We start from the raw sequence: 13,348 nt of genomic DNA on the forward strand, positions 1-13,348 counted from the left end.
ACTGTTCGCTGCAGGATGAAGCCGTTGGGGCAGCCGGCACATATGGCCCCCTCTCCCTCCGGCGTCCCTGCACGAAAAATTGATCCGACGGATACGGAGCCATCAGACGCGAAACGCCCTGACGGCGGTGTGCAACGCACCGCCCAACTCCTGCAACTGCTCACCGTGGCTACGCCCCTGGCCGATCAGGCGCAGGTTTTCGCTACCCAGTTCGTGGATGCGCTCGCTGTGGGAGCGAATTTCGCTGACCGCGCCGCTCTGCTGAGCGGAGCTTTCGGCGATGCGCTGGGCCATGCTGGCAATGGTGCGGATGGAGCCGACCACCTCGTCCAGTGCGCCCTCGGCGGCGCCGGCCTGGTTGGCGGTGACTTCCGCGTGTTCGACCTGGCTGCGCATCGCCTCCACCGACTGCCGCGCAGCCTGCTGCAGACGCGCGGTGAGCTGCTGGATTTCCTCGGTGGCGCCGGTGGTGCGCAGGGCCAGCGAGCGCACTTCCTCGGCGACCACGGCAAACCCGCGGCCCTGTTCGCCAGCCCGCGCGGCCTCGATGGCGGCGTTGAGCGCCAGCAGGTTGGTCTGGTCGGCAATGGAGCGGATCACCCCCAGCACGTTGCCGATCGTGGCCGACTCCTCGGCGAGGTTCTCGATGGCCTGGGCGTTGCTCTGCACTTCGTCCACCAGCGCGCGCATGCCGCTCAGGCTGTTGCCGATCACCTGCTGGCCCTGTTCGACGGCCGTACCGGCCGCGTGGCTGGCCGAAGCGGCCTGGCTGGCGTCGCCGGCCACCTGCTGGATCGCCGCTTCCATGTGGCCCAGCGCGTCACGGATTTCCCCGGTGTCGCTGGCCTGGCGCTCGGCCCCCGCGTGCAGGCCACCGCTGAGTTCGGCCAAGGCGCGGCTGCTGCCGGCCACTTCCTCGGCGCGCTGGTGGATGGTGCCGACCAGGGTGCCGAGGAAATCGCGCAGGCGGTTCAGCGATTCCTGCAGTTCCAGCAGGTCGCGGGTGCGGGTTGCCAGGGCGATGGGCTTGGCGAAGTCGCCACGGGCCCAGGTCGAGAGCGCCGGGACCAGTTGGCCAAGAACGCGCGCCAGGCGGCGTTGCAAGGTGTCGATGAGCAGGGCGGTGGTGAGGATCAGGACAATCAGCGCGCCCTGGATGATGCGCACCTGGGCCTGGATCTTCGAGCGCTCCTCGCGTACCTGTGGCTCCAGGGTCGCCAGCGCCTGCTGCACGGCGCCCAGGCGCTGGGCGGTGGCGTTGGCCAGCTCCTGGCGCTGGGCGATCAGCTGGCGGGTGCGGTTGAGTTCATCCGGGTAGCGGCGCAGCACGCTGCTGAGGTCGCGCTTCAAGGCGACGCCACGGTCCTCGCTCTGCGTCTGGGCGGCCGGCTGCGATTCCAGACCCATCATGGCGGCGAAGTCGTCGGAGGCGGAGGCTTGTTGCTCCAGCACGCCGAGCAGCGGCAGGGCGTCGATGCGCTCGGCCAGCTGGCGCAGGGTTTCCAGCTCGCGCTGGATATCCTCGGCGAGCGCTGGGTTGCCGCTCTCCACCAGCTTGGCACGGGCGTGGGCCAGGCGCGTCAGGTGCAGGCCGGCTTGCAGCAGCGGGGGGCGGTACTCGGCGGCGGCGGGGTTCTGGCTGGCATCGGCATAGGCGCCGAGCTGGTCCAGCGCGGCCAGCAGGTCACGCTCGGCCTGCAGCAGCAGGCCCTGTGGGTCGCCGGCCAGCTTGCCGGCGGCAAGCAGCTGGTTGCCGCTGAACTGGTGCAGTTCGTCGAGGCTCCGGCCGAGAAGCTGGCTGAGGCTGTCTGGCAGTTGCGGCAGCTCCTGGGCGAGTTCGTCCAGGCCCTGCTGGGCGGCTTTCTGCTTGAGCGCGTCGCCGCTGGCGAGGTACGCCTGGATGTTCTGCGCGACCTTGCGCTCGAAGCCCTGGGAGAGCTCCAGGTAGCGGTCCATCAGCGTGAACGGGCGCTCCAGGGCGCGTTGCGACCACCACAGAGTGGCGCCCAGCGCGAGGCACACGAGCAGGAGCAGGAAGGTGTTGAGGTTGGTGAGCAGCTTGAGGCGCATGGCAGGTCTCGACCGACAGCGAAAAAACGGCGAGCCCTGAACCTATTGCAGTTTCGTTACTGGCTGATGACACGGTGCCAGCATCTGGTCGGGAAATGGCGCGGCAGAGCGCCGCGTCGGACCGCTGGCGGGTGTTACTTGTAGACCTCGACGCGATTGCGGCCGCCGTGTTTGGCGGTGTACAGCGCCTCGTCGGCCTGCTTGGCGAGGGTCTTGATGTCCATCTCCTCGCCCAGTTCGGCGATGCCGCAGCTGAAGGTGCAGGACAGGTCGTGGGGCTGCGCCGGGTAGTGGATTTCGGCGAAGCGCTGGCGGATCTCCTCCAGCACCTTGTGCGCCGAGGCGGCATCGGTGTCCGGCAGCACCACGGCGAACTCCTCGCCGCCGTATCGGCCGATGTGATCGGTCTTGCGCAGGCGCTGCTTGAGGAACAGCGCCAGGCTTTTGATCACGCGGTCGCCCATGGGGTGGCCGTAGGTGTCGTTGACCCGCTTGAAGTGGTCGATGTCGAGCATCGCGAAGGTCAGCGGACGTTCCTCGCGGCGCGCGCGGAAGCGCGCATCGTCGAGCAGTTGCAAGGTGTGGGTGTGGTTGTACAGGCCGGTGAGGCTGTCGCGCACCATCCGCGCCTTCAGGCTGCGCGCTCGGGCGGCGCGGTTGCGCACGGTGGCGATCAGGTGGCGCGGCTTGATCGGCTTGGTGAGGAAGTCGTCGCCGCCTTCGCTCATGGCGTCGAGCTGCTTGTCCAGATCGTCCTCGGCGGACAGGTAGATGATCGGCACGCTGACGTAGCGCTCGTGCTGGCGGATCACCTTGGCCAGCTCGGTGCCCAGGCACTCGGGCATGTACATGTCGAGGATGATCAGGTCCGGCTGGAATTCGGCCAGTTCGGCCATCACCGACAGCGGCGCGGTGAGCGCGCGGGTAACGATGCCGGCGCTGTTGAGGACCATCTCGGTATGCGCGGCCTGGGCGCGGGAGTCGTCGACGATCAGCACGCGAAACGGCTCGTAGTGCGCCACGCGAGTCAGTGTCTCGATTTTCTCCAGCAGGCCGGAGGCGTCCAGCGCGCCGCTGAAGAAGTCCTGTCCGCCCGCGCGGGCAGCGGCCAGGCGGGTCGGGGTGTCGGTTTCTTCATGGCTGAAGAACAGCACCGGCAGCTTCTGCTTGAGGCCGGCCTGGGCCTCGTCGGCCAGCGCCAGGCCCTGGCCGTTGGCGAAGTCGATTTCCATCACGATGGCCGCCGGATGGCGGTCGGCCATGGCGGCGCGGAAGGCGTTGGCGTGCTCGCAGGGCTGCGCGGCCATACCGAAGAACTCCAACTGCTGGGCCAGGCGCTCGGCGCGCTCCTGGTCCTGCAGGGCCAGGTAAACCGGCTTGCGCAGGGGTGGCAGGTGGGTCTGCTCGAACTGGTCGCCGTGGCGCAGGCCGGTGCGCGACAGGCGCTGCATCAGGCGGTTGAGTTCGGTGATCAGCTCGCTGGAGAGACGCCCGCGGTTGTCCTGCACGGCGCGCAGGCACTGGTCGATCGCCTTGGCCAAGTCCGCATGCTCGGCCTGCTCGAAGCGTTCGGCGTAGCGCTGCAGGCGCAGGCAAGCCTCGGCGAGCTCCGCCATACCCGCGCTGTTCCACTCCGAGCGCGACAGGCGCTGCCAGACTTCCAGCAGGTGACGTGCCTGGTGGATCACCCGCTGGGCGAAGTGATGCTTGAGGCGGTCGAGGGATGGATCGTCGAGCTCGGTCATCGCGCGCTTCTTTATAGAGCCGTACCGGCGGCCTGCGGGGCGAAGATGTTTCCGCCGTGATACACAGTGGTGGCCCTATGCTACCAATCCTTGATGGCAATAACAGTGCCTTCGGTCAAACATCCGAAGCTTTGTATTTCGCAGCATTAACCAGCACCATGCGCAGGGTAGGCTGCGCTGACCCGCCTGCGTGCGGCATGCTTGCGCAGTGAGGCCTAAAATCCCGGCACCCTGGGGCCGGTTGCGGGTCCAAGCTATCTTCGAATTCGGGACATCAAGGAACTTGCCATGTGGAACTGGAAGAAACGCGGCTCCGTACGTGATCGCGTGAACGACTCGGTGGACGACGCGCGCGCCTACTTCGGCGGCCCCTGGCTGGGCCGCGTGCTTGGCGGTCTGCTGGGCGTCTATCTGGTGATCTGCGGCGCGATTGGCTGGTACTGGAGCCAGGAGCCGGACCTCTTCCCCGTGCAGCAGAACGCCCAGGCCTCCGCCGAGCGCGCCGGCCGACAGATGGTGGTGGGCTACACCACGGTGGAAACCCTCAAGGAAGTGGTCGCCACGCTGCTCAACAAGCCGGGCGGCTACCTGTCCAACGACATCTTCCCGCCGGGCGTCTGGCTGGACAACATGCCCAGCTGGGAATATGGCGCCCTGGTCCAGGTGCGTGACCTGTCCCGTGCGCTGCGCAAGGACTTCGCCCGCTCCCAGTCGCAGTCCACCGAGGACGCCGACCTGGCGCGTGCCGAGCCGCGCTTCAACTTCGACAACAAGAGCTGGGCGCTGCCGTCCTCCGAGTCGGAATACGCCGAGGGCATCAAGTCCCTGGACCGCTACCTCGGCCGTCTCTCTGCCGATCCGGCCGGCGCGCAGTTCTATGCCCGCGCCGACAGCCTGAACAACTGGCTGGGTGACGTTTCCACCCGCCTGGGCTCGCTGTCCCAGCGTCTCTCGGCCAGCGTCGGCCGGGTCAAGCTGAACACCAACATCACGCCGATGCAGCCGGTCACCCCAGGCCAGGCGCCGGAAGTCGAGGAAGTGATCCAGGAAACCCCCTGGATGCAGATCGACAACGTGTTCTACGAAGCCCGCGGCCAAGCCTGGGCGCTGTCGCACATCCTGCGCGCCATCGAGGTGGACTTCGCCGACGTGCTGGCGAAGAAGAACGCCACCGTCAGCGTGCGCCAGATCATCCGCGAACTGGAGGCCGCCGAGGCGCCGCTGTGGAGTCCGATGGTCCTCAACGGCAGCGGCTTCGGCGTGCTGGCCAACCACTCGCTGGTGATGGCAAACTACATCTCCCGCGCCAACGCCGCGATCATCGACCTGCGCCAGCTGCTGGCCCAGGGCTGATCCATGGCTGGCATCAGCGACAAGGAGGCCGCCCACCGGGCGGCCTCGGACGCCGAGAAGATCGCCTGGGTCGACGAAGACGACCAACTGCTGGGCAGCCTGCCGCGCGCCGAACTGCGCGCGCGCGGGCTGATCGGCCGCGGCACCTTCATCCTGCTGTTCAACTCCGCCGGGGAGCTGTGCGTGCACCGCCGCACCTTGAGCAAGGCCGTCTACCCCGGCTACTGGGACCCGGCCGCCGGCGGCATGGTGCAGGCTGACGAGAGCTACGCCGAGTCCGCCGCCCGTGAGCTGGAGGAAGAGCTGGGCATCGCTGGCGTCGAATTGCGCGCCCACGGCACCTTCTTCTTCGACCAGCCGGACAACCGCCTGTGGTGCGCGGTGTTCTCCGCAGTGTCCGATGCGCCGCTGACCTTGCAACCCGAAGAGGTGCTGGAAGCGAAATTCATCGACCCGCACCAGGCGCTGGCCGAGGCCAAGGCCGGCACACCTTACTGCCCGGATTCGCTGGCGGCGCTGCGCAAGTACCTCGTGAGCTTCTGACGCTCTGACCCGCTGCGGGCTGCTCTTCGTAGGAGCGAGCTTGCTCGCGAATGGCTTCGCAGCGGGGCTTGTTCGCGAGCCAGCTCGCTCCTGCAACAACCCTGCTGCGCCGGCATGTCGCCAAACCACCGATCAATGACGCATTTTCGCTCTTAGCATTTGCCTTCAATGCTGCTAAATTGCGCGACCTTTCCGGCAGGGTCCTCCGCCGGGAATTGCGCAGCCCCTGCCTGAGTGGGGCGTCGCGGTCGGCGCCAGCCGGCCATTCGTTGACCTGGCCCGAAGAGGCCAATCCTGGGGAAACGCCCGGTGGTCAAGAAAGCATCCTCCCTGTCCGCCCTCGGCGGGCTTGTCTATTCCACTGATTCCGGCCGGCATTGCCCGGACTGCAATCAGCCCATTGGCGCATGCATCTGCAAGCAGGCCGAGATTCCGGCCGGCGACGGCATCGCTCGCGTGCGTCGGGAAACCAAGGGCCGCGGTGGCAAGACCGTGACCACGGTAACCGGCGTGCCGCTGGCGGCCGATGCGCTCAAGGACCTGGCCACCGCGCTGAAGAAGCGCTGCGGCACGGGTGGCGCGTTGAAGGACGGCATCATCGAGATCCAGGGCGACCACGTCGACCTGCTGCTCGAAGAGCTGACCAAGCGCGGCCTCAAGGCGAAGAAATCCGGCGGCTGAGCCGTCTTCTGTGTCCTAAGCGACTCTCCCCTGTCGAGAACGGGTTCCAGGCGATGCGCACGCGGTGCATCGTCGGCAAGCCCTTTCCCTAGATGGGAGATTTATCGGCGCGCCCCTGGCGTGTCGTCGGATTTTCCTAAACTTACCGCCAAGCCCGGCGGTCAACACGGCAACGTCACGAGGCCCGGCTAGGTTTACACCACCAGGCCTTGACGACTCACCCGCACGCCGGGCGGGCGCCTGCACACATTCGCGCAATCTGAGGAGACCACCCCGCATGGCCGCTAGACGGACCCGCAAAGACGACGGCAGCAACTGGACCGTGGCTGACAGCCGCAGCATCTACGGAATTCGCCACTGGGGCGCTGGCTACTACGCCATCAACGACGCCGGTAACGTGGAAGTTCGCCCGCAGGGCGCCGATGCCCAGCCGATCGATCTGCATGCGCTGGTCGAGCAGCTACGTGAGGCGGGCCTGTCGCTGCCGCTGCTGGTGCGTTTCCCGGACATCCTCCAGGACCGCGTGCGCAAGCTCACCGGTGCCTTCGACGCCAACATCGCGCGCCTGGAGTACACCAGCCGCTACACCGCGCTGTACCCGATCAAGGTGAACCAGCAGGAAGCGGTGGTGGAAAGCATCATCGCCACCCAGAACGTCTCCATCGGCCTGGAAGCGGGCTCCAAGCCCGAGCTGATGGCCGTGCTGGCGCTGGCGCCCAAGGGCGGTACCATCGTCTGCAACGGCTACAAGGACCGCGAGTTCATCAAGCTGGCGCTGATGGGACAGAAGCTCGGCCACAACGTGTTCATTGTGATCGAGAAGGAATCCGAGGTGCAGCTGGTGATCGAGGAAGCCGCCGTCATTGGCGTGCTGCCCCAGGTCGGCCTGCGCGTGCGCCTGTCCTCGCTGGCTTCCTCCAAGTGGGCGGATACCGGTGGCGAGAAGGCCAAGTTCGGCCTGTCCGCCGCGCAGCTACTATCGGTGGTCGACCGCTTCCGCGCCGCCGGCCTGGACCAGGGCGTGCGCCTGCTGCACTTCCACATGGGTTCGCAGATCGCCAACCTGGCTGACTACCAGCACGGGTTCAAGGAAGCCATCCGCTACTACGGCGAACTGCGCGCCCTCGGCCTGCCGGTGGACCACGTGGACGTCGGCGGCGGCCTGGGCGTGGACTACGACGGCACCCACTCGCGCAACGCCAGTTCGATCAACTACGACATCGACGACTACGCAGGTGTGGTGGTGGGCATGCTCAAGGAGTTCTGCGACGCGCAGGGCCTGCCGCATCCGCACATTTTCTCTGAGAGCGGCCGTGCGCTGACCGCGCACCACGCGGTGCTCATCACCCAGGTCACCGATGTCGAGCGCCACAATGACGAAGTGCCGAAGATCGGCGACCTGGCCGAGCAGCCGGAGATCGTCCAGTGGCTGGCCGACCTGCTCGGCCCGACCGACGCCGAGATGGTCACCGAGACCTACTGGCGCGCCACCCACTACATGAGCGATGCCGCCGCGCAGTATGCCGAGGGCAAGATCAGCCTGGCACAGAAGGCCCTGGCCGAGCAGTGCTATTTCGCCATCTGCCGTCGCCTGCACAACCAGCTCAAGGCGCACCAGCGTTCGCACCGCCAGGTGCTCGACGAGCTGAACGACAAGCTGGCCGACAAGTACATCTGCAACTTCTCGGTGTTCCAGAGCCTGCCCGACACCTGGGCCATCGGCCAGGTGCTGCCGATCCTGCCGATCCACCGCCTGGGCGAGGAGCCGACCCGCCGCGCGGTGCTGCAGGACCTGACCTGCGACTCCGACGGCAAGATCACCCAGTACGTCGACGAGCAGAGCATCGAGACCAGCATGCCGGTGCACGACGTGAAGGAAGGCGAGGACTACCTGATCGGCACCTTCCTGGTCGGCGCCTACCAGGAAATCCTCGGTGACATGCACAACCTGTTCGGCGACACCGACTCGGTGAACGTCTATCAGAACGCCGACGGCAGCTATTACCACGCCGGTATCGAGACCCACGACACCATCGAGGACATGCTGCGCTACGTGCACCTGTCGCCCGAGGAACTGATGACTCACTACCGCGACAAGGTCGCCGGGGCCAAGCTCACCGCGCGCGAGCGCACCCAGTTCCTCGACGCGCTGCGTCTGGGGCTGACTCGCTCGGCGTACCTGTCGTCCTGATAGTTCGCAGTCCGCGTGATGAAAGCCCCGCTTCGGCGGGGCTTTTTCTTGTTCTTCGTAGGAGCGAGCCTGCTCGCGAAAAAACTCCGCAGGATCGTAGGGCGGATAACGCGCCAGCGTTATCCGCCGTGAGGCAATCGGCGGATAACCCGTTCCGGGTTATCCGCCCTACGGTGCCCGAGTGTCGTTCAGGCGTCGCGCAGTTCAAAGGAAGGGAACAGTGCGTGCAGCTCCCGCCACAGATCGGGCGCGCCATGGGGCACGGGTGTGGCGATCAGGCCAGGATCGAGCTGCCGGCCGTTGCGGGCCAGTTGTACCACGAAGTGGTCCACGCCCATTGCGCGCAACCCTGTGGCCAGCCGGCGCAGTCGTTCCAGGTCAAACAACTGCCAGTGCACGGTGGTTCGGCACTCGTGGCCGACGCCGCTTTCCAGCAACAGCTCCAGGCTGCGCCAGTTGGCCAGCCCGCTGCGCTTCACGCCGGTAATGGCGTCCATGTCCTCGGCCAGCCCCTTGACGTCGAAGCCGACCCAGTCGGCATGGGGCAGCGCGCGGGCGAAGGCTTCCGGACGGATGCCGGCGCTGTGCAGCCCGGCGCGGAAACCCATTTCGCGCACGCTGGCCATGGCCCCGGGCAGCGCGTTCTGCAACGTCGCCTCGCCGCCGCTGAACACCACTGCCTGCAGCAGGCCCCGGCGTCGCCGGAGGAAGGCGCGGATGTCGTCCCAGTGGATCTCCGTTTCACCCCGCGACGCAATCAGCTCCGGGTTGTGGCAGTAGCGACAGCGCCACGCACAGCCCTGGCAGAACAGCACGCAGGCGAGCAGACCGGGGTAGTCGAGGGTGGTCAGGGGCACCAGGCCCCCGACCCTGAGCGCACTGCTCATCGCGTCTCGCGGAAGTGACGGCGCTCGCGGTGCTCGGATTGCTTGCCGGCGTTGAACGCCGTCACCGGGCGGTGATAGCCCATCACGCGGGTCCACACCTCGCAGCGCTGGCGCTGGCTTTCGGGCAGTTGGTTGGCGGTCATCGTGTTGCTCCTTTTTTTGCGGGGATGAAAGCGAAGGGGCTCAGCTGCTGCAGCAGTTCCTGGTGGCGGCTTTCTGCAGCGCGGCTTCGTCGCAGCGCGGACAGAACTCGTGTTCGCCGGCGAGGTAGCCGTGTACCGGGCAGATGGAGAAGGTCGGCGTCACCGTCAGGTAAGGCAGGCGGAAGCGTCCGAGGGCGGTGCGCACCAGGGTCTTGCAGGCCTCGGCGCTGGAGATGCGCTCGGCCATGTACAGGTGCAGCACGGTGCCGCCGGTGTATTTGCATTGCAGGGCGTCCTGCAATTCCAGCGCCTCGAACGGATCGTCGGTGAGGCCCACCGGCAACTGCGAAGAGTTGGTGTAGTAGGGCGCGTCCGGCGTGCCGGCCTGGAGGATGTCCGGGTGGCGCTTCTGGTCCTCGCGGGCGAAGCGGTAGGTGGTGCCTTCGGCCGGCGTGGCTTCCAGGTTGTAGAGGTGCCCGCTGTCTTCCTGGAAGCGCACCAGCTGCGCCCGTACATGATCCAGCAGTTCCAGCACGATCTGCCGGCCGGCCTCGGTATGCAGGCCTTCGCGGTCGTCAGTGAAGTTGCGGACCATCTCGTGCAGGCCGTTCACGCCGATGGTGGAGAAGTGGTTGCGCAGGGTGCCCAGGTAGCGCTGGGTGTAGGGGTACAGCCCGGCGTCCATGTGCTGCTGGATGACCTTGCGCTTGACCTCCAGGCTGTCGAAGGCCTGCTCCAGCAGGTAGTCGAGCTGAGCGTAGAGGCCGGCAGCGTCACCGCGATGGCGGTAGCCCAGGCGCGCGCAGTTGATGGTCACCACGCCCAGCGAACCGGTCTGCTCCGCCGAACCGAACAGTCCGTTGCCGCGCTTGAGCAACTCGCGCACGTCCAGTTGCAGGCGGCAGCACATGGAGCGCACCTGGTTGGGCTGCATGTCCGAGTTGAGGAAGTTCTGGAAGTACGGCAGGCCGTAGCGCGCGGTCATCTCGAAGAGGCGCGTGGCGTTGTCGCTGTCCCAGGGGAAGTCGTGGGTGATGTTGTAGGTCGGGATCGGGAAGGTGAACACCCGGCCGTGGGCGTCGCCGGCCTGCATCACTTCGATGTAGGCGCGGTTGATCAGGTCCATCTCGGCCTGCAGCTCGCCATAGGCGAAGGGCATTTCCACGCCGCCGACGTAGGGAATCTGCTCGCGCAGGTCTTCCGGGCAGACCCAGTCGAAGGTCAGGTTGGTGAACGGCGTCTGGGTGCCCCAGCGCGAGGGCACGTTGAGGTTGTAGATGAACTCCTGCAGCGCCTGGCGCACCTGTTGATAACTCAGGCCGTCCTTGCGCACGTAGGGCGCGAGGTAGGTGTCGAAGGAGCTGAAGGCCTGGGCGCCGGCCCACTCGTTCTGCAGGGTGCCGAGGAAGTTGACCATCTGCCCCAGCGCGCTGGAGAGGTGCTTCGGTGGCCCCGCCTCGACCCGCCCCGGCACGCCGTTCAGGCCTTCGCTGAGCAGGGTGCGCAGCGACCAGCCGGCGCAGTAGCCGGCGAGCATGTCGAGGTCGTGGATGTGCAGGTCGGCTTCGCGGTGGGCGACGGCGATGCCTTCGCTGTACACCTCGTCCAGCCAGTAGTTGGCGGTGACTTTGCCGGACACGTTGAGGATCAGCCCGCCCAGGGAATAGCCCTGGTTGGCGTTGGCGCGCACCCGCCAGTCCTCCCGCGACAGGTATTCGTTCATCGACGCGGCGACGTCCACCAGCGTCTTGCGCTCGCGGCGCAGGCGGCCGTGGCGTTCGCGGTAGACGATGTAAGCGCGGGCGGTGGGGTAGTGGCCGGCTTCCATCAGGGCGCGCTCGACGACGTCCTGCACCTGCTCCACATCCAGGTCGTTGCGGGCCGGCAGGCGGGCCAGCACGCGACGGGTCAGCTCCCCGGCGTGGGGCGCGGTGAACTCGCCGCTGGCCTCGCCGGCGGCGGCGATGGCGCGTTCGATCTTGCTCGGGTCGAAGGCGGCTGAGCTGCCGTTACGCTTGCGCAGGCTGGCAGGAAGGGGGACGGTTCGTGACAGGGGCATTGGCTTTATTCCACAACATGCTGTGTCTCAAGTTATTCAAGACAACAAGATGTTGTGGGAATCTAGCGGCATCGGCCGTAGGAAAATTGACCTCGGTCAACGATGGGTGTCAGTCAATTTTTGCCATCGGAGGTATTGACCGGCACACCTCCCGGAATCAGCCGAGCAAGGGCGCCAGCCGCTCTGCCAGGCGCCCGGCGAGCTGCTCGTCGGTGACATTGGTGAAACTCATGATCAGCGCCGGCTCGCGCCTGGCCTCGACGCACCAGGCGTTCAGCGCCTGCAGGCCGAGGCCCTCGGCATGGGCGCGGCGGGCGACGGCGAGGTCGTCCTGGTCCAGCGCGCCGATCAGGTGCAGGCCGCCGGGGGTGTCGGCGAAGCGCAGGCGCTGGCCCAGGCGTTCCTCCAGCGCGCTGCGCAGCCACTGGCGGCGCTTGGCGTAGAGCGTGCGGGTGCGCTTGAGGTGGCGGGCGAAATGGCCCTCCTGCATGAAGTCGCACAGGGTCGCTTGTAGCAGCTCCGCGCAGCCGGAAGGGAACACCTGCTGGGCGCGCACGAAGTCCTCCACCAGATTCGCCGGCACCACCAGATAGCCCAGGCGCAGGGCAGGGTAGAGCACCTTGCTGAAGGTGCCGGTGTAGAGCACGCGGCCGGCGCGGTCGAGGCTCTTCAGCGCCGGCAGCGGGAAGCCGGCGTAGCGGTACTCGCTGTCGTAGTCGTCCTCGATTATCCAGGCGCCGCTGCTGGCCGCCCAGTCCAGCAGGGCCAGGCGGCGCGGCAGGCTGAGGGCAACGCCGGTGGGGCTCTGCTGCGAGGGCGTGACCAGCGCGAAGCGCGCATCCGCCGCGCGGGCGATACCGTCTTCCACCCGCAGGCCATCGGCATCCACCGCGACCGGCACCGGCACGCTGCCGGCGCGGCGCAGCAGTTCGCGGCCGCGCGGGTAGCCGGGGTCTTCATGCCAGAAACGCTGGCCGGGTTCGAGCAGGGTGCGGCTGATCAGGTCCAGCGCGCCCTGGTAGCCGGCACAGACGAAAACCTGCTCCGGGGCGCAGACGATGCCGCGGGAAATCCCCAGGTAGCCGGCGACGGCCTCGCGCAGCGGCCCGTAGCCGCAGGGCTCCGGGTAGGCCAGCATGGACGCGCTCTGCTGGCGCAGGCGTCGTGCGCACAGGCGCGCCCAGAGTGCGCGAGGGAAGGCATCCAGCGCCGGCACGCCGAGCTGGAACGGACGCAGGGCCGGGCCGTGGGCGATCAGGCCGGGCAGGCTGCGCTCCACCGTCGCCGGATCGACCCGGACGGGCGGCGGGGCACTCGTACGTCCCGCCAGTTGCGGTGACACCACCGTGCCTGCGGGCCCGCGCGCCAGCAGGTAGCCCTCGCTGGTCAGCAGCTGGTAGGCCAGCTCCACCGTGCCGCGCGCCACGCCCAGTTCACCGGCCAGCCCGCGCACCGGCGGCACGCGTTCGCCGGGGCGCAGCGCACCGCGGGTGATGGCATCGCGGATGCGCTCGTAGAGCTGGCGGTAGATCGGCAGGTCATGGCTCGGGTCCAGCGGCTGGCGGAGCGGATCGAAGGGCGCGGTCATGGCCTGTCCGGGACGGGGGTAAATGTGGAAGGCGACTATGCCATGACCGGTATCAAGGCGTCCCGGCGGCCGCGATGCAGGATCAGCG

9 protein-coding genes and 1 pseudogene are annotated in these 13,348 nt (G+C 67.4%); 4 read left to right on the forward strand and 6 right to left on the reverse strand.

The genetic code is table 11. The features are described from left to right. Positions 1–102: 102 nt before the first annotated feature. Both IB274_RS30185 and IB274_RS20610 read right to left on the reverse strand, forming a co-directional pair. Positions 103–618 (reverse strand): annotated as a pseudogene (locus IB274_RS30185) (methyl-accepting chemotaxis protein); the annotation flags it as partial. A gap of 1,586 nt (positions 619–2,204) precedes the next feature. Further along, on the reverse strand, positions 2,205–3,815 hold the full coding sequence (locus IB274_RS20610) for a response regulator (protein ID WP_192434287.1): 1,611 nt from the start codon (positions 3,813–3,815) through the stop codon (positions 2,205–2,207). A 288-nt stretch (positions 3,816–4,103) separates the two neighbouring features. Here IB274_RS20610 and IB274_RS20615 point away from each other — a divergent pair, with 288 nt between their 5' ends. From IB274_RS20615 to speA, 4 genes are all read left to right on the forward strand, one after another. Further along, positions 4,104–5,168 (forward strand): DUF2333 family protein, encoded by a 1,065-nt coding sequence (locus IB274_RS20615; protein ID WP_192434289.1) that lies wholly within the window; start codon positions 4,104–4,106, stop codon positions 5,166–5,168. Between the two features lie 3 nt (positions 5,169–5,171). Continuing rightward, the gene (locus tag IB274_RS20620) at positions 5,172–5,711 is read left to right on the forward strand and encodes an NUDIX hydrolase (RefSeq protein ID WP_192434291.1); all 540 of its coding nucleotides are present in this window, start codon (positions 5,172–5,174) and stop codon (positions 5,709–5,711) included. 309 nt (positions 5,712–6,020) lie between these two features. Further along, positions 6,021–6,392, forward strand: coding sequence for a translation initiation factor Sui1 (locus tag IB274_RS20625; RefSeq protein ID WP_015479046.1), 372 nt, complete (start codon positions 6,021–6,023; stop codon positions 6,390–6,392). A 277-nt stretch (positions 6,393–6,669) separates the two neighbouring features. Then, positions 6,670–8,583 (forward strand): arginine decarboxylase, encoded by a 1,914-nt coding sequence (speA, locus tag IB274_RS20630; RefSeq protein ID WP_192434293.1) that lies wholly within the window; start codon positions 6,670–6,672, stop codon positions 8,581–8,583. 188 nt (positions 8,584–8,771) lie between these two features. On the opposite strand, the gene IB274_RS20635 is transcribed toward speA, so the two are convergent. From IB274_RS20635 to IB274_RS20650, 4 genes are all read right to left on the reverse strand, one after another. Then, positions 8,772–9,470 carry an anaerobic ribonucleoside-triphosphate reductase activating protein gene (locus IB274_RS20635; RefSeq protein ID WP_192434295.1) on the reverse strand — a complete coding sequence of 233 codons (699 nt, stop codon included), beginning with the start codon at positions 9,468–9,470 and terminating at the stop codon, positions 8,772–8,774. Next, positions 9,467–9,613 carry an anaerobic ribonucleoside-triphosphate reductase gene (nrdD, locus tag IB274_RS29850; RefSeq protein WP_015479043.1) on the reverse strand — a complete coding sequence of 49 codons (147 nt, stop codon included), beginning with the start codon at positions 9,611–9,613 and terminating at the stop codon, positions 9,467–9,469. The genes IB274_RS20635 and nrdD overlap by 4 nt, the downstream gene beginning before the upstream one ends. 40 nt (positions 9,614–9,653) lie before the next feature. After that, positions 9,654–11,672: a ribonucleoside triphosphate reductase gene (locus tag IB274_RS20645; protein ID WP_192434297.1), complete on the reverse strand. Its 2,019-nt coding sequence runs from the start codon at positions 11,670–11,672 to the stop codon at positions 9,654–9,656. 157 nt (positions 11,673–11,829) lie between these two features. After that, the gene (locus tag IB274_RS20650) at positions 11,830–13,260 is read right to left on the reverse strand and encodes a PLP-dependent aminotransferase family protein (RefSeq protein ID WP_192434299.1); all 1,431 of its coding nucleotides are present in this window, start codon (positions 13,258–13,260) and stop codon (positions 11,830–11,832) included. Between the last annotated feature and the right edge of the window lie 88 nt (positions 13,261–13,348).

Origin of the sequence: Pseudomonas sp. PDM18, from assembly GCF_014852585.1 — a bacterium.
Lineage (GTDB): Bacteria > Pseudomonadota > Gammaproteobacteria > Pseudomonadales > Pseudomonadaceae > Pseudomonas.